The sequence below is a fragment of the Rothia sp. HMSC062F03 genome (genome assembly GCF_001836905.1).
GTDB lineage: Bacteria > Actinomycetota > Actinomycetes > Actinomycetales > Micrococcaceae > Rothia > Rothia mucilaginosa_A.
In genome coordinates this window covers 379,244-402,636 of record NZ_KV830861.1, presented here as the reverse complement: position 1 = coordinate 402,636, position 23,393 = coordinate 379,244, and the positions used below count along the sequence as shown (strand labels likewise).

19 protein-coding genes are annotated in these 23,393 nt (G+C 67.3%); 9 read left to right on the top strand and 10 right to left on the bottom strand.

The genetic code is table 11. The features are described 5' to 3' along the window. Positions 1-2: 2 nt before the first annotated feature. Complete coding sequence (locus HMPREF2674_RS01740; RefSeq protein WP_070483788.1) at positions 3-1,181, top strand: sugar dehydrogenase; 1,179 nt, start codon at positions 3-5, stop codon at positions 1,179-1,181. Positions 1,182-1,262: 81 nt separating this feature from the next. On the opposite strand, the gene hemB is transcribed toward HMPREF2674_RS01740, so the two are convergent. From hemB to hemE, 7 genes are all read right to left on the bottom strand, one after another. Then, complete coding sequence (hemB, locus tag HMPREF2674_RS01735) at positions 1,263-2,264, bottom strand: porphobilinogen synthase (RefSeq protein ID WP_070824645.1); 1,002 nt, start codon at positions 2,262-2,264, stop codon at positions 1,263-1,265. 68 nt (positions 2,265-2,332) lie between these two features. Next, positions 2,333-3,307, bottom strand: coding sequence for a uroporphyrinogen-III synthase (locus HMPREF2674_RS01730; protein WP_070824644.1), 975 nt, complete (start codon positions 3,305-3,307; stop codon positions 2,333-2,335). Positions 3,308-3,309: 2 nt separating this feature from the next. Next, positions 3,310-4,437 carry a hydroxymethylbilane synthase gene (locus HMPREF2674_RS01725; RefSeq protein WP_070824643.1) on the bottom strand — a complete coding sequence of 376 codons (1,128 nt, stop codon included), beginning with the start codon at positions 4,435-4,437 and terminating at the stop codon, positions 3,310-3,312. Positions 4,438-4,449: 12 nt separating this feature from the next. Continuing rightward, entirely contained in the window at positions 4,450-5,778 is a 1,329-nt protein-coding gene (locus HMPREF2674_RS01720) for a ferrochelatase (RefSeq protein ID WP_210400117.1), read from the bottom strand. A gap of 209 nt (positions 5,779-5,987) precedes the next feature. Continuing rightward, a complete protein-coding gene (hemQ, locus tag HMPREF2674_RS01715; RefSeq protein ID WP_070824642.1) occupies positions 5,988-6,794 on the bottom strand; it encodes a hydrogen peroxide-dependent heme synthase in 807 nt (268 codons plus the stop codon). 150 nt (positions 6,795-6,944) lie between these two features. Then, the gene (gene hemG, locus HMPREF2674_RS01710) at positions 6,945-8,534 is read right to left on the bottom strand and encodes a protoporphyrinogen oxidase (protein WP_070824641.1); all 1,590 of its coding nucleotides are present in this window, start codon (positions 8,532-8,534) and stop codon (positions 6,945-6,947) included. 87 nt (positions 8,535-8,621) lie between these two features. Beyond that, positions 8,622-9,797, bottom strand: coding sequence for a uroporphyrinogen decarboxylase (gene hemE, locus HMPREF2674_RS01705; protein ID WP_070824640.1), 1,176 nt, complete (start codon positions 9,795-9,797; stop codon positions 8,622-8,624). Positions 9,798-10,213: 416 nt separating this feature from the next. Here hemE and HMPREF2674_RS01700 point away from each other — a divergent pair, with 416 nt between their 5' ends. The 4 genes from HMPREF2674_RS01700 to HMPREF2674_RS09645 all read left to right on the top strand — a co-directional run bounded on the left by HMPREF2674_RS01700 (position 10,214) and on the right by HMPREF2674_RS09645 (position 15,356). Continuing rightward, positions 10,214-11,476: a glutamyl-tRNA reductase gene (locus HMPREF2674_RS01700; protein ID WP_070824639.1), complete on the top strand. Its 1,263-nt coding sequence runs from the start codon at positions 10,214-10,216 to the stop codon at positions 11,474-11,476. A gap of 236 nt (positions 11,477-11,712) precedes the next feature. Beyond that, positions 11,713-11,940, top strand: a complete 228-nt coding sequence (locus tag HMPREF2674_RS01695) for a DUF3107 domain-containing protein (RefSeq protein ID WP_049332104.1) — start codon at positions 11,713-11,715, stop codon at positions 11,938-11,940. Between the two features lie 483 nt (positions 11,941-12,423). Further along, positions 12,424-14,070: a DEAD/DEAH box helicase gene (locus tag HMPREF2674_RS01690; protein ID WP_070824638.1), complete on the top strand. Its 1,647-nt coding sequence runs from the start codon at positions 12,424-12,426 to the stop codon at positions 14,068-14,070. Between the two features lie 2 nt (positions 14,071-14,072). Then, positions 14,073-15,356 (top strand): DNA-methyltransferase, encoded by a 1,284-nt coding sequence (locus tag HMPREF2674_RS09645; RefSeq protein WP_070824637.1) that lies wholly within the window; start codon positions 14,073-14,075, stop codon positions 15,354-15,356. A gap of 202 nt (positions 15,357-15,558) precedes the next feature. Here the strand turns inward: HMPREF2674_RS09645 and HMPREF2674_RS01680 are convergent, their stop codons facing one another. Continuing rightward, on the bottom strand, positions 15,559-16,473 hold the full coding sequence (locus tag HMPREF2674_RS01680; RefSeq protein WP_070824636.1) for a PHP domain-containing protein: 915 nt from the start codon (positions 16,471-16,473) through the stop codon (positions 15,559-15,561). A 203-nt stretch (positions 16,474-16,676) separates the two neighbouring features. Between HMPREF2674_RS01680 and HMPREF2674_RS01675 the strand changes: the two genes are divergently transcribed. Then, positions 16,677-18,212: an aminopeptidase P family protein gene (locus HMPREF2674_RS01675; protein WP_070824635.1), complete on the top strand. Its 1,536-nt coding sequence runs from the start codon at positions 16,677-16,679 to the stop codon at positions 18,210-18,212. Positions 18,213-18,365: 153 nt separating this feature from the next. Here the strand turns inward: HMPREF2674_RS01675 and HMPREF2674_RS01670 are convergent, their stop codons facing one another. Continuing rightward, positions 18,366-19,349: a hypothetical protein gene (locus HMPREF2674_RS01670; protein WP_070824634.1), complete on the bottom strand. Its 984-nt coding sequence runs from the start codon at positions 19,347-19,349 to the stop codon at positions 18,366-18,368. A 114-nt stretch (positions 19,350-19,463) separates the two neighbouring features. On the opposite strand from HMPREF2674_RS01670, the gene HMPREF2674_RS01665 reads away from it, so the two are divergent. From HMPREF2674_RS01665 to HMPREF2674_RS01655, 3 genes are read left to right on the top strand one after another with little or no spacing between them, the layout of a single operon-like run. Beyond that, complete coding sequence (locus tag HMPREF2674_RS01665) at positions 19,464-20,792, top strand: magnesium transporter MgtE N-terminal domain-containing protein (RefSeq protein WP_049343908.1); 1,329 nt, start codon at positions 19,464-19,466, stop codon at positions 20,790-20,792. After that, positions 20,785-21,621 carry a DUF1003 domain-containing protein gene (locus tag HMPREF2674_RS01660; RefSeq protein WP_246826146.1) on the top strand — a complete coding sequence of 279 codons (837 nt, stop codon included), beginning with the start codon at positions 20,785-20,787 and terminating at the stop codon, positions 21,619-21,621. The genes HMPREF2674_RS01665 and HMPREF2674_RS01660 overlap by 8 nt, the downstream gene beginning before the upstream one ends. Beyond that, positions 21,608-22,810, top strand: a complete 1,203-nt coding sequence (locus HMPREF2674_RS01655; protein WP_070483762.1) for a P-loop NTPase — start codon at positions 21,608-21,610, stop codon at positions 22,808-22,810. Before HMPREF2674_RS01660 ends, HMPREF2674_RS01655 begins: the two co-directional genes overlap by 14 nt. A 76-nt stretch (positions 22,811-22,886) precedes the next feature. Here HMPREF2674_RS01655 and HMPREF2674_RS01650 read toward each other — a convergent pair whose 3' ends face one another. After that, the gene (locus tag HMPREF2674_RS01650) at positions 22,887-23,264 is read right to left on the bottom strand and encodes a twin-arginine translocase TatA/TatE family subunit (RefSeq protein ID WP_049332091.1); all 378 of its coding nucleotides are present in this window, start codon (positions 23,262-23,264) and stop codon (positions 22,887-22,889) included. Positions 23,265-23,393: the final 129 nt, after the last annotated feature.

Below are 23,393 nucleotides of genomic sequence, written 5' to 3'. Positions count from 1 at the left end.
CCATGGATTTGTCTGCCCTGGGAATTCCCCTGGAGCCGGTGCGTGACGTCTGGCTGATCGCCTTCATGGCGTACACCTTCGCCTGCCTGCTGGTGGATATTGCCTACCCGGTGAATATTCCCGCCGCCAAGGCGCGGGAGCTTTTCGTGGCGGTCAAGGGGGATCCCGTTGAGGCCGCGAGAATCCGCCTCGAGGATATGGCCGCGAGCGGTTTGCCGCTCTCTTCTGCCCAGAAAGGCTCGGTGACGAAGCGGGCAAAGAAGCAGCTGGAGAGCATCCCCGGCAGTAGCATCGTGGGCGGTTGGTTGCACGTGCTGATGTACGCGTGGGCGTGGGTCGTGATGGTGTCCATCTTTACGCTGTACTGGGATATCGCCTACGACGGCATCCTGCTACCGGCGCTAATCCTGCCGTTCCTCATGGTGTACGCGGGTGCCCGCTGGGGCCGCCGCAGCTGGCGTACGGCCCGCGGCTTCAGCGCCGATGAGCGCACGCTGGGCATGCCCCGCATCTACTCCGCGACCCTGGGTCGGCTGAGCGCGCCGTTCCGCGTGAAGGGTGCGGTTCCCGGCATCGGCCCGATTCGTCTGGACCGCGTTGGGTTCTGGATTCTGCAGTTCCTGGCGGCTCAGGCCCTGCTGTACTTCCTGTACTCGCTCTCGGGGCTCGAGATGGAGGATATCGCCCTCCCCTACGTTGGCCACACCTCGATGCTCCTGGGAATCGGCGCGGTAATCTCGCTCCTAACGGCGTGGGCGCAGGTACGCAGCTATATTCTGTTCAACCCCGATTCCTTCGTGACCGGCCGCGTGCTGCTGCCGGCGAAGACCCGCGAGTACTCGACGCTCCGGGCGTTCCGGGTGCTCCCGAACAACCCGGACGCGATTAAGACGGACGCGAAGGATCCCGCGCAGTGGAAGGTGGAGGTGATGCTCCCCAACGGTAGCAAGCGCACCTTCCCGCTGAAGGACCCGAATATTGACTGCCTGATTGCGCAGCTCGCGTTCAAGCTGGAGCAGGGAGACTGGGCTCGGCTCGACTCCCCCGCCGACCGCGAGAAGCTGGCCGGGTACTTCCTGGACGGCCGCGCGATTTGCACGACCCTGGGTCACATCCCCGCGGGTAAGCACGCGGAGGAGGCGGCGCGCCGTGCGTCCTTCCAGAAGGCGCAGTACAAGTAAACCGATAGCCCGTATAACACTAAAGAAGCCACATGCTGTTCACACAGCATGTGGCTTCTCAGCGTTCAAAGAGGGAGGGATTTAGGCGTCCAGCTCGCGGAGCCAGCGGGCCGCCTCAGTACCGTAGTAGGTCAGGATAACGTCCGCACCGGCGCGGTGAATCGAACGCAGCGACTCCAGCACCACGGCCTTGCGGTTAATCCAGCCGTTCGCGGCGGCGGCCTCAATCATCGCGTACTCGCCCGACACCTGGTAGGCGGCCACGGGCACCGGCGAAAATTCCGCCACCTCGCGCACAATATCCAGGTAGCTGCCGGCGGGCTTCACCATGACCATGTCGGCGCCCTCCTCCAGGTCGGCGCGCACCTCCAGCAGCGACTCGCGGCGGTTGGCCGGGTCCTGCTGGTAGGTCTTACGGTCGCCCTTGAACGTCGACTCCACAGCGTCACGGAACGGGCCGAAGAACGCCGAAGCGTACTTCGCCGAATACGCCATAATCGACACGTCCTCGAAGCCGGCCTCATCCAGGGCGGCGCGCATGGCCGCAATCTGGCCGTCCATCATGCCCGAGGGCGAGACGGTGTGCGCACCCGCGCGGGCCTGCGAAACCGCCATCTTGCAGTACAGCTCCACGGTCTCGTCATTATCCACCACGAGCGTGCCGTGGCCGTCATCGACCAGCACACCGCAGTGGCCGTGGCTCGTGAACTCGTCCAGGCAGGTGTCGGCCATGACCACCAGGTCGTCGCCGAACTCCTCGCGGCACACGGCAATCGCGCGGTTCAGGATGCCCTGCGGGTCCCATGCGGTCGAGCCGATCTCGTCCTTATCCTCGTCGCGGGGAATACCAAACAGGTCGAGGCAGCGGATGCCCGCTTCGTAGGCCTCGCGCACGGCGGGGATGATGCTCTCCAGGGTGTGCTGGTACTGGCCGGGCATGGAGCGAATCGGCTGCTTCTCGTCAATGCCGTCGCGCACGAAGAACACCTGAATCAACTGCGAGGGGCGCAGGGTGGTCTCGGCGACGAGGGAGCGCATGGCTGCGGTGGTGCGCAGGCGGCGGGGACGGCGGGTGAGGTTCATGATCTCTCCTGAAAACTTCGATAGAAATATGTGGTCTTAGCTGTGGGGAACCTGCATGAGGGATGCGCCTACATGAGGGATACGGCGGCGCGCGCCAAATCCCTCGGGGAGGGTGAATCGGCCTGCACGTGGCGCAGGTTGAGGGCGCGGCAGGCGGATGCGGTGGTCGCCCCAATCGCCACCACCGGCGGCACGGATTCGGGCTCTAGCGCGGGCGCGCCGTCGAGCAGGGCGTGCAGGCGGGAGGGCGCGGTCGCCACGATTACGTCCGGGTTGGGGGCGTCTGCGCCCTGCAGGAGGGCGCGGGCGGCACTGAGGCTCAGCTCGCCGGGCTCCACCCGCTCGGCTGGCACCATGTCGTAGAGCACGCGCGCGGTCACCGACCAGCCCAGGTTTTTGAGGCCCTCGCGCAGGGTCGGGCGGGCGTTGGAGCCCTCCAGAACCAGCACGGCCGCGGGCTTGGTTGAATCAGGCCCGGCCGCGGCTGAATCGGTTGAGACAGCCCCGGCCGCGGGTCCTTCGAGCTCCGCGAGCATGCCGGCGGCGCTCTGAACGCTCGGCTGAAAATCCGCGTCCAGTCCGAGCTGGGCGCGCACGGCGCGGGCGGTTGCCGCACCCACGCAGGCGATGCGCGCTCCCCCGGAGTGAACCGCGCGGGCGAAGTCCTCACCCCAGAGCTCGGCGCAGGCGCGCACCGTGTGTGCGCTCGTGAAGCTCACCCAGGCGTAGACCCCGGATTCCAGGAGCGCGGGAATACCGCGCAACTCCTCGGTGGCGGGCACGGTGCGTGCCTGCTGCAGGGGCGCGAAGAGCACGCGAGGGGCCGCGGTGTTCCGCAGGCGGTCCTGCGAAGGGTCCCGCGGGCCCTCCCCGTTGTCACCTTCACGGGTCTCTTCGCTGGTGCTTTCGCGGGCGGACGGTTTAGCGGCCCGCTCAGCCTCCCACTCCTCGGCGAGGGCGCGCGCGAAGGCCGCGCCCTGGGCCGCCGAGCGGGTCAGCAGAACCGTGGCACCCCGTTCGGCGGGGCGTTGCTCCTCGTCCATGGCTACTTGACGTCCAGACCGGCCAGGGCGGCGGCACCCATCTGCAGCAGGTCCTCGGCCACGCGCACGCCCAGACGCTCGGCGCCGGGCACATCCAGCTCGGAGGTCGCGGAGGTGTGACGCAGCAGGTCGGTGCCGTCCGGGGAGGCCACCACCGCGCTGAGCACCAGGTCGCCCTCAACGATCTCGGCGAAAGCGCCGATGGGGGCGGCGCATCCGGCCTCCAGGCGGCGCAGCAGGGCGCGCTCGGCGCTGACGGCCAGGCGCGTCTCGTAGTGGTTCGCGGCAATCAGCGCGCGGCCCAGGGAGCGGGTCGGCCGGGCCAGCTCGGCGTCGTCGAGCACGGCCGGATCGGGGTTGCCGAACTCGTTCTCGCGCACCTCCAGGGCCAGGGCGCCCTGGCCGGGGGCCGGCAGCATGCGGCTGGGGTCCAGGTACTCGGTAATCAGGTGTTCCTTGCCCAGGCGCTTGAGGCCGGAGACGGCCAGCACCACGGCGTCGCAATCGCCAAGGCGTTCGGTGCCCACACCGCGGTCGGCGTGCTCGTCGGTCTCGGCATTCTGGCGAAGGACGACCTGCTTGCCGGAGTGCTCCTCGAGGCCCTTCACGCGGCCGATGCGGGTGCCCACGTTACCGCGGATATCCACGATCTCGAGGTCGGGTCGCAGGGCCCGCAGCTGGGCGGCTCGGCGCGGCGAGCCGGTGCCCACGCGGGAGCCCTCCGGCAGGGTGTCGACGGTGAGGCCGTCGCGGGCCACGAGGGCGTCGCGCGGGTCCTCACGCTTGAGGGTTGCGGCGACGACCAGGCCGGGGCAGGGCGCGGAGGGCAGGTCCTTCAGGGAATGAACGGCCATGTCCACGCGCTGCTCGGCGGGGGCGTCAGCCCCGTCCAGCAGGCGCTGGCGCAGGGCGGCGGCGAACACGCCGGTGCCGCCCAGGGTGGCCAGCGGGCCGGTGAGCACGTCGCCCTCGGTCTTGACGGTGCGCAGCTCAAAGCTCACGCTTTCGGCGGGCTCACCGCCCGGCTGATGCTTGGCGTAGAGCTCGGTGACGGATTCGGCCGCCAGACGGCTCTGGGTGAGCGCGAGCGCGGAGCCTCGGGTGCCCAGAATATACTCGCTGTGGCTCATTTCTCTCCTGCTCTAGTCCTCTTCGGACCGGTCGGTGCATCCGGTGCAATATTCGGCGACGACGGGTTTCTCCGCGCCACGACCCGGCTTGCAGCAGCCCGGCTCGCACTCGTCGAACCAGCCGTACTGGCCGCTCGCGCTCGGGGCGCACACGCTCTCGCGGCCGGGGCGCAGGTCGGCGGGAACGCCGTTCTCCACGCGCTCCTCAATGAGGCGGCGCAGCGACTCCACGTACGCCGGATGCGTACCGGGGGTCGGGGTGCGCACGGCCACCACGCCCAGGCGCTCACAGGTGTCCAGAGCCTCGGTGTCGAGGTCCCACTTCACCTCCATGTGGTCGGAGACGAAGCCGAGGGGCACCAGCACGACGCCCTCCACGGGGGCCTCGCCGTCCTCGCCGGGGTTGGCGGGGGTGGGCAGTGCCTCCAGGGCGTCGTTGACGTCCGGTTCCAGCCAGGGCATGGACGGCGGGCCGGAGCGGGACTGGTACACCAGCTCCCATTCGACGTTCTGCAGAAGCTGCGGAGCCTCATCGCGCACAAGCGAAAGCACGGCGCGGGCGACCTGCAGGTGCTTCTCCACGTAGGCGGAGCCGCCCTCGTAGTTCACACCGCGCGGGCCTGCCTCGTTCGCGGCAGAGGTGGGCACCGAGTGGGTGCAGAACATGATGCGCAGGCGCGGGTTCAGCGAACCGCTATCGCGTGCGGCAAGCTGCTCACGCACCGTTGCCAGACCGTCCTTCAGGCCGTCAGCGAAGGCGCGGGAGAAGCCGGGCACGTCAAAGAACTGGCGGATCTTACCCACGTGCATGCGGCCCTCCAGGCCGAGCTGCTGCAGCGCGATACCGTAGTCCTCACGGTACTGGCGGCAGCTCGAGTAACCCGGGTAGGCGCTGGTGGCCAGCACCAGCACGTTGCGGTGGCCGTTCTCGTAGGCTTCGGCAAGCACGTCCTTCACGTAGGGCTTCCAGTTGCGGTTCGCCCAGGTAATCGGGATGTGCGGGCCGCGCTCGGCCAGCGCCTGCTGCAGCGCGGCGAGCAGGGCGCGGTTCTGCTCGTTAATCGGCGAGACACCGCCGTTGGCGCGGTAGTGGGTGGCGACCTCCTCGAGGCGCTCGTCCGGGATGCCGCGGCCGGCGGTCACATTGCGCAGGAAGGGGATGACGTCCTCCTGGCCCTCGGGGCCGCCGAAGGAGGAGAGAATCACCAGGTCGTAGGGTCGGGGTTCCTCGGCGCGAACGCGGATGATGGTCCGCTCGCTGCGGTACTCCCCCAGGGTCTGCTCGGTCAGCCGCGCCGGGCCGTTGGAGGCCGTGTTGGCGGGGTCGGTGCGGTTAGGAATGACGTCATCGGGCAGGAGGGAGCCGTTCAGGGTGCCCTCGCCCGAGGGGTTTGTGTGTGCGGGGGCGAAACGCGCGGGACGCGCCGCCACCCCGGCCACGCCGGTGGCGGAGGACGCAGCCGAGGTGTTCTCGGCGGCGGCCTCTACCGCGCTGGACGAACCGGGGTGGGAGCAACCGCATCCGCGGGTAGCGCCGTGAGGCTGTTGGCTCACGCCAGAACCTCTGCTACTTCGTCGGCACCGATGCGGCGACCGGTGTAGAAGGGGGTGTCCTCGCGAACGTGCAGGCGAGCCTCGGTGTTGCGGAAGTGGCGCATCAGGTCGACCAGGTCAACCAGCACAGGTGCTTCGAGAGCCAGAACCCACTCGTAGTCGTTCAGGCCGAACGATGCGACGGTGTTGGCCAGAACCTGCGGGAAGTCGATGGCCTTCATGCCGTGGTTCTTCAGCATCTCGGCGCGACGCTCGGGGTTCATGTAGTACCAGTCGTAGGAGCGCACGAAGGGGTACACGCAGACCCAAGCCTCGGGGGCCTTGCCGCGGGCGTAGGCGGGCGCGTGGTTGCGGGTGAACTCAGCCTCGCGGTGAACGCCCATGGTGGACCAGACGATGGTGGTGCCGGAGAACAGTGCGGTGCGGCGAATCTTGCGGACTGCTGCCTGCAGCTTTTCGGGGTTCTGGCCGTGGGTCCAAATCATGACGTCGGCGTTGTCGCGCATTGCGGAGACGTCGTAGATGCCGCGCAGGGTCACACCCTCGGCGGCCAGCTGCTCAACAACCTTCTCGAATTCGGCACGAGCCTCGTCGGTGTTAGCCTCTGCCGGGCGTGCGCCAGAGCGTGCGAACACGGTGTACAGGGCGTAGTGCAGGGTTTCGCCCTCTTCGCGGCCGCGGCGGTTCTCGTCAGCTGCGGAGTGCTGAACAGCGTAGCCCTTGGGTGCGCCACCGTAACCCTGGCCGGGGTGGGTGTAACCGCCGTGGCCGTGGCCGCCCTGTGCTGCGTGGGGGTGAGACATGGTTCTTCTCTTCCTTTCCTCAGCGGTAACCCGCTGTTCGTGGTGCGAGGCTTCCGTAGCCGCGCACCGGTTGATTAGTGAATATTCTGCGCTCTTCCCGCCCGAAGCGGTAGGAGGCATCCCACAGGCGTGGGAAGTCTTTGAGGGATGCTACGCGCCCTTGGGCTTGGTGCCGGGGGCGGGCGCCGCATCCTGCTTGGGTTCGGGGGCCTTTACGCCCTCCCAGTTCTGGGCGGCGTGGGTGATGAGGCGGTCCATCTGCTCGTAGGTGTCGCGCACCGTGGCCACGAGGCCCGAGCCTGCGGCCCAGGATCCGACGGTGCTGAGCGTGCCCAGTTCGCTGGCGCGCTCGCGGAACTCCTGCACGCGCTTACGGTGACCCGGCGTGGAGGCGGGCAGAACACCGCGCCAACGCACGACGTCCGCATCCACCAGATTGTTGTGGGTGAGCGGCACGTCCGTCATGCGGGTTGCGTCACGCAGGGCCAGGGTGATGAGCTGCTCGTCAGCCAGGGCGACCTCGGAGAAGCGGGAGTCCTCGCCGCCTCGGCCGTAGGACAGGCGCACCACGTGGCGGTCCGGGCCGGCCTCGTCGGCCACCCACTGCCACTTGGCGGTCGCGTGGGTCAGGGCCTTGGCGCGCACGGCGGTGGCCTGTTCCGAGACGAGCAGGCCGGTGCCGCGGGGGTGCTGGTTGAGGGCCGGCGCATCTACGACGAGGGTCACGAGGGCGACCTCGGGGCCGGGTTCCACGGCGGGCAGCGCGGTGGAGACGTGCGGGCCGATGAGTCGGGCCACGGTCGGGCCGTCGGTGGCGAGCACCAGGTAGTCGGCGTAGAGGGGCGTGTTCTCGCCGTCAGTGGTGTGGCGCTGGATGATGAACCATTGGCCGGTGGATTCGTCGCGGTCCACGGCGATGACGTCAAAGTTGGTCACGATGCGCACGCCGGCCTCGTAGAGTTCCTCCACGAGACGCTCGGAGAGCTGGTTCATGCCGCCCACGATGCCCGCAACCTGCGAGCCGGCGGGGGCCGCCGAACGGAAAGCGGCCGCGGCTGCCGAGAGGGAGCCGTGCTTGCGCAGGGCCGCGCGCAGGCCGGGGATGGTGGCGTCCACGTCGAGCTTGTCGGGGTGGGTGGAGTACACGCCCGAGACCACGGGTGCGACCAGGTTATCGAGCACCTTCTGGCCCATGCGCAGGCGCACGAGCTCGCCCAGGGTCTTCGCCTTCTCGCCCACGGAGGCGGGCAGGAGGCGGTCCAGCTGGGCGCGGCGCAGGCCGCTCTTACCGATGACGGGAATCAGCGACTTATCGCTCACGTTGCCGGGAATACCCATAATGCCGGTGCTGGGGGTGCGGCAGGCTCCCTGCGGCAGGTACAGCCAGGAACCGTAGGAATTGGGGGTGACGATCTGATCGCCCAGGCCGAGCTCCTCGACGAGTTCGCGCACGATGGGGCTGCGGGTTGCGAAGGATTCGGCGCCGGAGTCCAGCAGTAGGCCGCCGACTTCGTGCGCGCCCACGGCACCGCCGAGGTGGGGACGCTGCTCGAGCAGGGTCACGCGCAGGCCGGCCGCGGCGAGGCGGCGGGCCGCGATCAGGCCGGAGGGGCCGCCGCCGATAACGATGGCGGTGGGCGCCTTGTCGTTGGCGCGGTGAGCCGCTCGTGCCGCCAGACGTGCGGTGGAGGACTGTCCCTGCGCGGTGTATCGGTGCGCCTGGTTATCGTGATTCCCCATGGTTTTCTCCTTTGTCTGTCAGCTGGTGGCCGGTGGTCGTGGGTTCCCACGGTGCCGATTCTACGCCGGCCCCGCGAGTTCGTCGCCCTAGTTCGCCGTCTTCTCGTGAATGTAGCGAACCAGGTCGGTCAGTACCTGCGGGTCGGTGGTCGGGGGTACGCCGTGGCCGAGGTTGACCACGTGCGAAGGGGCGGCGGAGCCTTCGGCGAGGACTTTGTCCACGTGCGCGTAGAGGCTTTCGGGGCCCGCGGCGAGCAGGGCAGGGTCGATGTTGCCCTGCAGGGGCACCGCGCCGTTGAGCAGGGTGTTTGCGGCGGAGAGCGGCAGGCGGTAGTCCACACCGATGACGTCCGCGCCGGCCTCGTGCATCGCGGGCAGCAGCGCGGCAGTGCCGGTGCCGAAGTGGATGCGCGGCACGCCGTACTCGCGCACGGCGTCCAGGGTCTCGGCGGAGTGCTGCTGCACGTAGCGGCGGTAGTCGCCCTCGCCGAGGGAGCCCGCCCACGAGTCGAAGAGCTGCACGGCGGAGGCACCCGCCTCAATCTGCGCGCGCAGGAACTGGCCGGCGGTGCGGGCGGCCCAGGCGGCCAGCTCGTGCCAGGCGGCGGGGTCGGCGTGCATCATGGTGCGCGGGCGCAGGTGGTCGCGGGAGGGGCCGCCCTCGACCATGTAGGCGGCGACGGTGAAGGGTGCGCCGGCGAAGCCGATGAGCGGGGTGTCGCCGAGCATTTCGACGGTTGCGGCGATGGCCTCACGGATGGGATCCAGGGCGCTTTCGGTCAGTTCGGGCAGGGCGCGCACATCCTCGAGGGTGCGCACGGGGCGGTCGAGGACCGGGCCCTTACCGGGCACGATGTCCACGTTGACGCCCGCGAGCTTCATGGGGATGACGATGTCGGAGAAGAAGATGCCGGCGTCGACCTTGTGGCGGCGGACGGGCTGCACGGTGATTTCCGCGGCCAGTTCGGGGGTGAGACATGCGTCCAGCATGGGGATACCCTCGCGTACCCGGCGGTATTCGGGCAGGGAGCGGCCGGCCTGGCGCATGAACCAGACGGGTCGGTGGCTTGAGGGGCGGCCGGTGAGGGCCTGGAGCATGGGCGAGGATGCGGCGGTTCCGGCGCGCAGGGGGTGCTGCGCGGGCAGGTGCGCGAGCTGCTCGTCGGTAAGCAGGGGGCGCTGTGCATCGGTGGGGTGCGTGGGCAGGGTCTGCGAGGGTGCAGAGCTTTCGGCCGGAAGTGTGTGCTGCTGGTTTTCGCTCATAGTGTCTAGTGTGACAGGTTTTGTTAGGGGTTTTTATGACACTTTGTCACGCTTAGGTTCCCCCATGGTTCACTATGTTACATGTCAGGCTTACCTTATCTGGCCCGCGATTCAGCGGGCGCGAGGCGAGGCTATTCGCGGCCACCCATACATAAAACCCCTAGTGGGAGGATTATAGGGCACTGTTTGGTGCGCCGAGAGCCACCCGGAAGTGATTATTTATACATTGGGTCATATGACCCGCGACGACCCGCGTTTATTTTCCTTATCTCTCGTGCCTATTTTTTGGACCCCTTAGAAAGTACTTGCTCCCCGTTATTCCTCATCCGCACCCCGCCAACATGACACTTCATGAAGTCACTTAGGTTATGCGCGCTTTACAGCCCGTCACCCCCGGCGGTTATGATTAGTCACTAGTGAGTACTTATGCATTTGTGGCATCGCACCACACAGTAGATCTAACCACCGTCGCCGCCCTGAGCGCCGGTGCCTCTGGCATACCCGACGTCCTCTCTAGCGACGACGCCCGTCAGCTGGGCGTGACCGGTTCGGTGGTCCTGGCCACCTGCAACCGCCTCGAGATGTACGTCCAGCTCCCCATTGCCGCGCACCTGCCCGCCATCCGCGACATGATTACCTCCAGCATCTCCGGTCGGTCCGGACTGGATTCCGCGCTCGTCTCCGGCAGCTTCGACCTGTACGAGGGCGAGGACGCCGTCCGCCACCTGCTGACGGTCGCCTCCGGCCTGGAGTCCGCCGTCGTGGGTGAGCGCGAGATTGCCGGCCAGGTACGCCGCGCCCTCGCCTCCGCTCAGGAGAAGGCACAGCGGGATGAGCGCCCCCTGCCCGGCGAGCTGGTTCAGCTCTTCGAACACGCCGCGCACACGGCCCGCCAGGTCGGCCAGCACACCCTCCTGGGCTCGCAGGGACGCTCCATCGTCTCGGTGGCCCTGGATTTGGCCGACGAGGTGACCGAGAAGGATTGGCCCACCCGCCGCGCCCTGGTGTTCGGCACCGGCGCCTACGCGGGCGCCACGATTGCGGCCCTGCGCGACCGCGGCTGCACCGACATCTGGGTGAACTCCCGTTCCGGACGCGCCCCCGAGTTCGCCGCCAAGCGCGATGTTTTCGCGGTGCCCGAGGGCGGCATGGAGCAGGCCATGGCCGAGGCCGACCTGATTATCGGTTGCTCGGGCGGCTCCGCGCCGCTTCAGCCCGAGCAGATTCCCGCCGGTCACCACACGATCCTCGACCTGGCCCTCTCGCGCGACTTCGATCCCTCTGTGGCCGACCTGCCGAACGTCGAGCTGATTACGCTCGAGTCGGTGCGCCTGGCCGCCCCCGAGGAGACCGAGGAGGCCGTGGCCACCGCGCTGCGCATCGTGGAGTCCGAGCTGGCCACCTTCCTGTCACGCCAGCGCGCCCGCACGATTGACTCGGCCATTGTGGCCCTGCGCTCGCACACGATGGCGGTGCTCGACTCCGAGCTGGAGAAGGCCCGCAACCAGTTCGGATGCGGTGCCGCCGCCGAGCAGCTGGAAATCGCGATGCGCCGCACCGTGAAGTCCCTGTTGCACACCCCGACGGTGCGCGCGAAGATGCTGGCGGCTCAGGGCCGCACGGACGAGTACGTGCACGCACTGGAGGTTCTGTACGGTATTCAGGTTGCTGACGACTAGGCGATAGAGCTTGTGTATTGGGCCCGGCGAACATGCGCGCCGGGCCCTTTCCGTGCCCGCTGTACCCGGCATATGCTCAGCCCAGCTCGCTCTCAGCCCGGGGCGAAGTGCCCGCGGCGGGCCGTACCGCGGGGCACTCGCGCGCTAGAGTAGAGGGTAGAGACAGAACGAAGCAGAGGCGCGCCCCGACCGCGGTTGGCCGGCGGCGAGCCCCGAAAGTATCCGCAAGGAGAACCATGGAAATCAAGATTGGCGTTCGCCACAACACCCGCGAAATCGTTGTCGAGACCAGCGAGGCTAAGGAAATTCTCACCGAGAAGGTCACCAAGGCCATCGAGGACGGCTCGATCCTGGAAATCATGGACGATAAGGGCAACACCACCCTGATTCCCGGCGGCCAGATCAGCTACGTCGAACTCGGTAGCGACGCCAAGCGCCACGTGGGCTTCGGCATCGGCGCCTAATCGCCGCATCGTACCCTGCACGCCCCGCCGCTCCGCGATTCACCCGCGGAGCGGCGGGGCGCTGCGCATCCGCGGGGCCTCTCGCAGTGTTCCTCGCCCCTTTCCGCATTCCTCCCGCACGCCTCCGCACCGGCCGCGAGGGGCGTACACCACAGCCTCCCGATGGTGCGTTCCGGAGCGATCCGGGTTAATATTGAGGGGTTAAGTGAATGACCGGTCGTACCCACCCTGTACCCCGAGTATCACGCCGCAGCGCGGCACCGCACCCCGGCACCCCCTACGCCGGGCGGCGAGCCCGCAACACCGCACCGGCCCACCCGCCGGACCAGCTCGAGCGCGGCGTTCTCGGAAGAATTTCCCGCACTAGAATTTCCCGCGGCCGGCTTTCGATATCGACCGGCCATTGCACAGCCCCGCTGGCACTGGCCCCTACCCCTTCGGGGAGACGACACACCCCGACCAGGGGTAGAAAGATACGGTCCAGTGACTGAAACGAACACGCAGGAAACCACTCAGACTGCAAAGTCCTTCGCCGACTTCGGCGTTCGCCAGGACATTAGCGACGCCCTCGCGGCGGTTGGCATTACCTCCCCCTTCCCCATCCAGGAGCTGACTCTTCCCGTGGCTCTGTCTGGCCAGGACATCATCGGCCAGGCCAAGACCGGTACCGGTAAGACCCTCGGCTTCGGTCTGCCCACCATTCAGCGCGTGGTCGGCCGCGACGACGAGGGTTGGGCCGACCTGGAGTACCCCGGCGCACCCCAGGCCCTGATTCTGGTTCCCACCCGCGAGCTCGCCATTCAGGTGGGCGACGACCTGGCCATCGCCGCGAAGCTGCGCAACGCCCGCGTCGCCACCCTCTACGGTGGCGTGCCGATTGAGCCGCAGGCCGAGCTGCTGCGCCGCGGCCTGGAAGTGGCCGTGGGCACCCCCGGCCGCATCATCGACCTGTACAAGCAGGGCTTCCTGAACCTCAAGCAGGTCAAGATCGTGGTCCTCGACGAGGCCGACGAAATGCTGGACCTGGGTTTCCAGCCCTCCGTGGAGAAGATTCTCAGCTACCTGCCCGAGAAGCGTCAAAGCATGCTGTTCTCCGCCACCATGCCCGGCCCCGTGATTGCCATGGCGCGCCAGTACATGACCAAGCCCATGCGCATTAGCGCCGCCGACCCCGAGGACGCTTCGAAGACCAAGGCGTCGATTCGCCAGGTCGTCTACCGCGCCCACCACCTCGACAAGGACGAGATGATTGGCCGCATCCTGCGCGCCACGGGCCGCGGCCGCACCATCATCTTCACCAAGACCAAGCGCGATGCCGCCCGCGTGGCCGAGGAGCTCGTCAACCGCGGCTTCGCGGCCGCTCCCCTGCACGGCGACCTGAACCAGGTGGCCCGCGAGCAGGCGCTGAAGGCGTTCCGCACCGGCAAGGTCGACATCCTGGTCGCCACCGACGTGGCCGCCCGCGGTATCGACGTCGACGACGTGACCCACGTGATTAACCACCGCGTGCCCGAGGACGAGAAGACCTACCTGCACCGCACCGGCCGCACCGGCCGCGCGGGCAACGAGGGTACCGCCATCACCCTGGTGGACTGGGACGACCTGCCCCGCTGGAAGGTCATCAACGACGCCCTCGAGCTGGGCGTGCCCGACCCCGTGGAGACCTACTCCTCCTCCGAGCATCTCTTCTACGACCTAAACATTCCGCTCGGTACGAAGGGCCGCCTGCCCCGCGAGGAGCGCGTGGCCGAGGGCATGGGCGACGAGTTCTTCGCCAACGCCCGCGAGGAGCGCGAAAGCCGTGACGGTCGCGGTTCCCGCCGCGATTCCCGTGGACGCGGTGGCCGTTCCCGCGACGGTGAGAAGGGCGGCCGCCGCGGTGGCCGTTCCCGCGGTGGCGAGAAGGGTAGCCGTTCCGAGGGCCGCCGCCGCTCTGAGCGCTCTTCCGAGCGTTCGGGTTCTGAGTCCGAGGCACCCCGCGCCGAGCGTGCGCCCCGCCAGCGTCGCCGCACCCGCCGCGTTGAGGGCCAGCCGGTGGAGGGCAAGTCCGCGGAGCGTCAGCCGCGCCGCCGCACCCGCCGCCGTTCCTCCGAGCGTTCCGGCGCCGAGCGCCCCGGTGCTGAGGGCTAGGGTTGGGTATCTCAGCATCCCCGGCGCCCGCCGTGCCCTCCCCCGCCGAGCCGGGTGACGCCTCCGCGCAGCCCAGCCTGCGTTCGGGCACGTTCGACCCGCAGGGCCCCTCCCTGATTGTGCAGGCGGATAACCTGCACTACCTGCGCGAGCTGCCCGACGGCGCGTTCACGGTCATCTACATTGACCCGCCCTTCAACACGGGCAAGAAGCAGACGCGCCGCACGCTGAGCTCGGAGGCCTCCGAGAAGGGCGACCGCACCGGGTTCAAGGGCAAGAGCTACTCGAGCACCTTGCAAACCCTGGCGAGCTACAACGACTCCTTCGAGGACTATTGGGCGTTCCTGGCCCCGCGCATTGAGCAGGCGCACCGCCTGCTCGCGCAGGACGGCACCCTGTACCTGCACCTGGATTGGCGCGAAGTGCACTACGTGAAGATCATGTGCGACATGATTTTTGGGCGTGAGAATTTCATTAACGAGCTGATTTGGGCGTACGACTACGGTGCGAAGTCCACGCGCCGCTGGCCGACCAAGCACGACAACATCCTCGTGTACGCGAAGGATCACCGCAGCTACTACTTCAACACCGCCGAGGTGGACCGTGAACCGTACATGGCTCCCGGCCTGGTGACCGAGGAGAAGGCCTCGCGCGGCAAGCTCCCCACGGACGTGTGGTGGCACACGATTGTCTCGCCGACCGGCAAGGAGAAGACCGGCTACCCCACGCAGAAGCCCACCGGCCTGCTGCGCCGCATGATTGCGGCAAGCTCCCGCCCGGGCGATTGGGTGCTGGATTTCTTCGCGGGTTCGGGGTCGACGGGCGCGGCGGCGGCTCAGCTGGGCCGCAAGTTCGTGTGCGTGGACCAGAATCCCCCGGCGATTGAGGTCATGGCGAAGCGCTTGAACGTGGATCCGGTGTCTTTCGAGGCGTACCGCGGCGTGCCCCGCGGGGCGAGCGTGCTGTTCACCCCCAAGCGCACGGTGGGCGTGCGCGGCGGTACGAGCCGAGACGCGCTGACGGCGGCGAGCCGCCACGCGCTCAAGGCTGTGCTGGAGACGCTGACCGAGACGACCCACCCGGTTGAGGGAGCCTCGTGCAAGTTCGTGCGTCACTGGTCAATGGATGCGGTGGATCGGAAGATGCGCGTCGACGGGCGGAACGAACTGCGCCGTCAGCGTCAGCGCCAGGCGCGCGCGAAGGCTCGCGCGGCGAGGGCTGCGGAGGCGGCCGCCTCCACGGCCGATGAGGTGCTACAGCACCGGGCCTCCCGCGAGAGCCTGTAACCGCGCGTCCGGTTCTGCTTTTCGGGCCGGCTCAGCTCGTTCGATCTGCCCGGTAATTCAGGCCGGTTTAGCCGCGCCGCCAGGGGCACAACCCGTATGCGAGAAGGGGGGGGACGGAATCTCAGGAGATTCCGTCCCGCCCCTTCGTGGGCTCGTTGAATAGGCGTGAATAGGCGTGAATAGGTGCGGCCCGTCAGCCGCCCTACGCGATTTGTTCGCGGATGCGCGCCACCGTGGCCGCGTCCGTCGTGTTTTCGCCCAGCAGGTTCGGTTTGCCCGCGCCGTGGTAGTCGCTCGAACCGGTCACCAGCAGGTCGGTGCCCGCCGCGCGGCGCTCCTCAATAAACTTCAGCAGGCGCGCCCGGTCTTCCGCGGAGTTCTCGCGGTGGTACACCTCCACGCCGGCCAGGCCCGCATCCACCAGCTTGCCCAGGTAGTCCAGGCTCAGGGCGGGCCCGCGCATCGTGCTCATGGGGTGCGCGATGACCGGCACGCCGCCGGCCTCGCGGACCAGGCGCACCGCCTCCACCGGGTCCAGGGCCTGCTGGGGCACGTAGTAGGGGCTGCCCGTGTAGAGCAGGCGGTTGAAGGCCTCGGTGCGGTCCCGCACGATTCCGGCGGCGACCAGCGCGTCGGCGATGTGCGGTCGGCCCACTGCGGCGTTGCCCTCCCCCACCTGCGCGAGCACGTCGTCCCAGGTCAGCGGGTAGTCGGCGGCCAGGCGCTCGAGGATGGCGCGGGCGCGGCCCTCGCGGCTGAGGCGAATCTGCTCCACGCGGTGTGCAAGCTCGGAGTGCACCGGGTCGAATCCGTAGGCCAGCAGGTGAATTGTCTTCGTGCGGGGGCGGTCCTCGGTGTAGTGGTAGCGGCAGGAGAACTCGGCGCCGGGCAGAAAGTCCAGGCCGTGTTCCTCGGCCAGGCGGGAGGCCCTATCCCACCCGGATGCGGTGTCGTGGTCGGTCAGGGCGAACCCGGCCAGCCCGGTTTGGGCGATGAGCGGCACCAGCTCTTCAAGGCTCTGGGTGCCGTCTGAGATGGCGGAGTGGATGTGCAGATCGTAGCGTCCGTTGTGCTCTCGACGTTCCGGAGTCGTCGGGTTCGTCTCTGCCTGGCTCATGTGCCGCTCCGTCTCCTCACCCCGTACGAGCACCAGCGCCGCCTCACGCGGCGGGGCCCGTTTCTCGGGGATTTATGTCTGAATGGTGTCTACGGTGTCTTTCTCTTCTTCCACCCTACCAACATTGGCGGCGGCCCACCGGCTATTTGGTCGTGGGGACCCGAATATGCGCCCATCTGTGGCGAAGGCGATATGATTAAGGCATGACTGAGAACAATAAGAAGAGCACCGAAGCTCAGAAGACTGATCACCGCAGCACCCCTAAAGCGTCTGCGTTTACCGAATTCATCGCTAAGGACTGGGCCAAGGCCGAGGACGGCGGCTACACCCGCGAGCCCGTAGCAGACTACGCTGCTAAGCGCCGCGCCAAGATTTCCAAGGCATTCCCCGGCGAGCGCCTGGTTCTGCCCGCAGGCCCGCTGAAGGTCCGTTCGAACGACTGCGATTACCGCTTCCGTCCGCACTCGGCCTTCGCTCACCAGACCGGTCTGGGCGTTGACCACGAGCCGGACGCCGTGCTGATTTTTGAGCCCGTCGAGGAGGGTACCGGCGATAACGGTTCCAACCACGAGGTGACCCTGTACTTCCGCCCGCTGGCCGGCCGCGACACCACCGAGTTCTACGCCGATGCACGCTACGGCGAGTTCTGGGTTGGCCCCCGCCCCACCCTGAAGGAGTTCTCGGAGCGTTTCGGCATCCGCACCCGCGACCTGTCCGAGCTTGAGGTGGCTGTCACCAAGAACGCCGGTAACCAGGGTCTGGGCGGCGTGAACATCCGCCTGGTCCGCAACGTTGACCCGGCTGTTGACGCTCTCGTCGACACCTCCCGCTACAACACCGGCGTGGAGCTGGAGCAGGCCGACAAGCTGGACTCCGAGCTGGCCGTGGCTCTTTCCGAGGCTCGCCTGATTAAGGACGAGATTGAGGTTGAGAACCTGAAGCGTTCGGTCGCCATGACCGTCAAGGGCTTCGAAGAGGTTGTGCGCGAGCTGCCCAAGGCTGTAAAGCACCACCGTGGTGAGCGCGTGGTTGAGACCGCGTTCTTCTCCGTGGCACGTACCGACGGTAACGACCTGGGCTACGACACCATCGCGGCTTGCGGTAACAACGCAACCATCTTGCACTGGATTCGTAACAACGGCACCGTGGACGAGGGCAAGCTGCTGCTGCTGGACGCCGGTGTTGAGGACGACACCCTGTACACCGCTGACGTGACCCGCACCTTCCCCGTGAACGGTAAGTTCACCGAGGTTCAGGCAAAGGTCTACAACGCCGTGCTGGATGCCGCCAACGCCGCATTCGCCGTGGCTAAGCCGGGCACCAAGTTCTACGAAATCCACGAGGCCGCCATGAACGTTCTGGCGCATCGCCTGGAGGAGTGGGGCCTGCTGCCGGTTTCCGCCGATGTTTCGCTCACCGTTGAGGGCGGTCAGCACCGCCGCTGGATGCCGCACGGCACCAGCCACCACCTGGGCCTGGACGTGCACGACTGCGCGCAGGCTAAGGCTGAGCTGTACATGTGGGCTGAGCTGGAGCCGGGCATGGTCTTCACCATCGAGCCGGCCCTGTACTTCAAGGACGAGGACCTGTCGGTTCCCGAGGAGTACCGCGGCATCGGTATCCGCCTTGAGGACGACGTGCTCTGCACCGAGGACGGCAACGTGAACCTCTCCGCTGCGCTGCCTCGCACCGTCGAGGAGATTGAGGAGTGGATGGCTAAGCTCTCCAAGGAGGCGTAACCCCATCCCCGCCGGATGTACCGGTTAATGCCGGTTGTCTATGCATGAGGAAAGCCCCTCACCGAGTGAATCGGTGAGGGGCTTTCGCGTCTCTTCTCAGCCGCCGTCTTCTCCGCCTGTTCTCCGCCTGTTTTCCGCCGTTGCGGCTGGAGCCTATTCGGAGTCCTTCGAGGACTTATCGTGCAGGCCCTGCGGGCGCGGGGTGGGACGCTCGGGCTTGGGTTGAATCAGCTTGGCGTATTCCTCCGGGTCGTCCACGCGCAGGCCGAAGCGCTGAGCCGGACGCTTCTGCGGCGTTGCCTTCTGATCGGTCGCCTGCGCGCTGTTTACCTGTTCGGCGGTTGCTGCCTCCCGGACGGCGGGCGGAACGCTCTGCGCGGGCTGGACGGGCGCGGGCATGTTCTGGGCCGCGCTCTGGGCCACCGCGTTCTGCGCGGTAGTATCGCGCTCGGGCAGGTTCTGGTTCGGGGCGGGCTGGCTACCGGCCTGCGAACGGTAGGAGGGCGCCTTCGGGGCACCGGTCGGAACCGGCGCACCGTTCATCGAGACGGTGCTCTGAGCGGCACGCGCCTGCGAAGCCTCCGGGGCGGTCGCCGCACGCGCGGCCGCAACCGCGGCAGAGAAGCGGGAATGACCGCCCAGCACGCGGCGCGCCTCCTGGGCGTACTCCGGCAGCGCGTACAGCACGGTACGCGAGGGAATCGCCTCGGTGCGCATGGGGTAGCGAACCCCGCGGCCGCGGCGCAGGTCGAACACGCGCCACAGCACAAAAATGGCCACTGAAATCGGCACCGTTGAGAGCAGCGCGCTCATAAAGTTCGTGCCGCCGGCCGCCACAAACATCGAGTACAGCAGACCGATCATGACACCCTGGATGGCGGATACCAGCAGGGCGCGGCCGTAGCCGGTCTGCACGGGGTACTCCACCTGACGGATGCCGTCGTTGACCAGGTACAGGGCAGTCACCGGGAACTGTTGCTCGTTCAGCACGTCAAAAGCGGATAGCGCGTCGTCGTGGCGCACGAAGGAGGCGACCGGCTCGCCGCTCGGCAGGGGGTGGCCGTTGGCCTGGGCCAGGCGCGAGGCCATAAACGAGGAGGGCGGGGTATTGGGCAGATTCGGCAGCTGAAAAGTCATGGCATTAATTGTACCGGCCTGTCCAGGGCCCGGCCGCGGGGCTTCCCTGCGGGCACCGCTGAGAACGAGAACGCTCAAAGTGCGATTCCAGGCGGCGGAGCGTACCCTAGAGGGGTGAGCAATTCTAAGTTCAGCGCCCCCAGCAAGATTTACATTGCCCGCCTTCTGGGCCTCGACGTTTTTGACCCCTTCGGTGACCGCCTCGGCCGTCTCCGCGATGTTGTCGTGCTCAAACGCGGCCTGGGTGCCTCCATTGCAGGAGCCCGCCCCGCCAAGGGCACCGAGCCGATTGTCGTCGGCATCATCGTTGAGGTGCTCGGCAAGAAACGCGTGTTCATGCCCATGACCCGCGTGCGCAGCATCGACGCCTCCCAGATTATTTCGACCGGCCTGGTGAACCTGCGCCGCTTCGAGCAGCGCAACTCCGAGACCCTCATCGTCGGTGAGCTCTTCGACCGCCGCGTACGCCTGCTTGACGGCAGCGGCGACGCCGTTATTGAAGACGTCGCGATTGAGCAGCGCCGCAACGGCGACTGGGGCGTGACCGAGCTGTTCGTCTCCCGCGTCAGCTCCGGCTCCAGCACGTGGCGCCGCCGTTCCAAGGAGACCCTCATCGTCGACTGGGACGAGGCTCTGCTCTCCACCGATGTGGAACCGCAGGCGGCAACCGCGTTCGTGGCCAACCACGAAAACTCCAAGCCTGCCGACCTGGCGGACGCCATCCACGAGATGAGCGATAAGCGCATGGTCGAAATCGCCGCCGAGCTGCAGGACGAACGCCTCGCGGACGTTCTGCAGGAGCTGCCCGCCGAGGACCAGGTGCAGATTCTGTCGCACCTGGACGACGAGCGCGCCGCGCAGGTCCTCGAAGAGATGGAACCGGACGACGCGGCCGACCTGCTTATCGAACTGGACGACGCCCAGCGTGAGAAGCTGCTGGAACTCATGGAGCCCGACGAGGCGGACGACGTGCGTCGACTGCTCGAATACGACGAGGGTACCGCCGGTTCGCTCATGAACCCGGTGCCGATTATCCTCTCCCCCGAGGCGACCGTCGCCGAGGCGCTTGCACACATCCGCGCCGAGGAAATTCCTCCGGCAATGGCGGCTGCCGTCATGGTGACGCGCCCGCCCCTGGAAACCCCGACGGGTAAGTACCTGGGCCTGGTGCACATGCAGAAGCTGCTGCGCGTGCCGCCGAGCGAGCCCATCGGCCACATCCTCGACACCGACACCGAGCCGGTCTCTGACCAGGCCAGCCTCGAAGAGTTGGCTCGCGTGCTGGCAACCTACGACCTGACCATCGTTCCCATTGTGAACGATTCGCACCGCCTGGTAGGCGCGGTGACCATCGACGACGTGCTCGATGCTCTCCTGCCCGAAGACTGGCGAACTTACGATGATGGAACTCCCGTACGAAAGGTAGGACGACGCTTTGCCTGATTCGAACCGCCGCGACGCAAACCGTACCGAAGAGAACCCCCGCATCGATAAGGCACGTATTCTCAAGGACCGCCTGGAGAAGAAGTACGCTGAACGCAACCGCGAGCGCGGCGATTCCCGCCCGCAGCGCGGCGAATCGCAGCTAAGCACCCCCGGCACCCGCAAGCCGAAGCTGTTTACCAGCCCTAACCCGGACTCCTTCGGCCGCATGACCGAGGCGTTTGCGCGCTACATGGGTACCCCGCAGTTCTTGATGTGGATGACCATTTTCTGTGGCGTGTGGCTGGCCTGGAACTCCCTGGCGCCGGAGGAGATGCAGTTCGACCCGCGTAGCCTGAACTTCACCCTGCTGACCCTGATGCTGTCCCTACAGGCCTCCTACGCCGCTCCCCTGCTGCTGCTCGCGCAGAACCGTCAGGACGACCGTGACCGCGTGGTGGCTTCCGAGGACCGTAAGCGCGATCAGCAGAACCTGGAGGAGACCCAGTACCTGACCCGCGAGATCGCTTCGCTGCGTATTGCCCTGCGCGAGGTGGCGACCCGAGACTTCGTTCGTAGCGAGCTGCGTGACATTCTTGAGGAACTGCAGAACATTGCGCAGGAGCAGGAGCGTCACGCCGAGCAGCTGCAGGACATCAGTGAGGACATTGAGGACCTGGAGGAGGCTATCGACGATATTGACGCCTCCGACGGCCTCGAGGGTGAGGAAACCGAGGGCGAGGAGACCGAGGGCTCCGCGCACACTGAGGACCCGGGCGAGCGGAAGGCGGAGAGCCCGGCCAAGACCTCGGGCGATGCCCCGGAGGGAGGCGTCCGTGAGCGCCGATAACCCGCTGCAGGACGCACTCTACGCGGCCCTTGCCCGTGTGGAGGACCCCGAGCTGCGTCGCCCCATCACGGAGCTCGGCATGGTCGAGACCGCGCTCGTGCATCCCGAACTGGATGAGCGCGGTGAGCCGATTCCCGGCCGCCACTGGGCCGAGGTGAAGGTTCTGCTCACCATCGAGGGCTGCCCGCTGAAGAACACCATCGAGCAGCAGGTGCGCGAGGCCGCCGCCACCGTCGAGGGCATCGAGCGAGTGCAGCTGCAGGTGGGCGCGATGAACCCGCAGCAGCGTTCCGCCCTGCGTTCGATGCTCAAGCCCGAACGCACCAACCCGTTCACCGCCCCCGGTTCGCTGACCCGCGTGTTCGGCGTGGTGTCCGGCAAGGGCGGCGTGGGTAAGTCCTCCATGACGGCCAACCTTGCGGCGGCTTTCGCCTCGCGCGGGCTCTCGGTGGGCATTATCGACGCGGACGTGCACGGCTTCTCGATTCCGGGCCTGCTCGGCATCACCGATGCCCCCACACGCCTGGATGACCTGATTCTTCCGCCGACCGTGGATGTTCCCGCCCCCGCCCGCCGCTGGGGCGATGCGCAGGTCGGCGGCGGCTTTATTCGCGTGATTTCTATCGGCATGTTCCTCAAGGGTAACGAGCCGGTGGCCTGGCGCGGCCCCATGCTGCACCGCGCGCTGGAGCAGTTCATCATGGACGTGCATTTCGGTGCCTTGGATGTGTTGCTACTCGATTTGCCGCCCGGCACCGGCGATATTGCCATCTCCATGGCGCAGCTGCTGCCCAACGCGGAGCTTGTGCTCATCTCCACCCCGCAGCACGCCGCCGTGGATGTGGCCGAACGCGCCGGCACCCTGAGCCTGCAGACCGGTCAGAAGGTCGTGGGTGTGGTGGAGAACATGGCCGCCATGACCCTGCCGGACGGCACCGTGCTCGACATGTTCGGTTCCGGTGGCGGTCAGGTGCTCGCTGAGCGTCTCTCGGAGGCGCTCTCCTACCCCGTCCCGCTGCTCGGCTCGGTCCCCCTGGACGTGAACCTGCGCACCGGCGGTGACGAGGGCATGCCCGTCGTGTGGGGTCGCCCCGACTCCGCGACCGCCGAAGAGATTCAGTCCATCGCCTCGAAGCTTCTGCACTCCGGCGAGTCGAGGGCGGGGCAGAGCCTGCCGCTCTTCGTCTAGGGCTAGAGCCTCTACAAAGCTGATACTGAAAGAACCCCGCGCCGTGACCGGTGCGGGGTTCTTTCGTTTCAAAATCTTAGGTGGCGTCCACGTCGAAGGGGGCGTACGCGCCTCGCGGGAGGGAGTGGCTCTCGGCCTTCTCCTGCTCCTTCAGCAGCGCCTCCTCGCGGGCCTTCGCCTCGCGCTCGCGCTCGGCGTCGTCCTCGGCGAATGCCTGACGCACAATCACGCGGGGGTCGTACTGGCGGGGGTCGTACTGGCGCCAGTTGATGTCCTCCAGGCCCGTCTCGCCCAGGGCCTCTTTGAAGTCGTCCTTAGCGTCGAAGGCCATGCGGCGCACGGTCTTGACGAACTCGCGAATCTGACGGGCGTATTCGGGCATGCGTTCGGGGCCAATCACCACGAACGTGATGATGGCCAGAATAATCAACTCGGTGCCACTAATACCAAACACAGAATATAGATTATCAGCTCCGGGCCGGTGCCGCCGACCAAAAGGGCCCATACGAACGTGTCTTTAAGCTCTGGACCTGCGGGATGCGCGAGCTAAAGCCCCGCCGAAAGCTTTGCGCCCTCGGCTAAG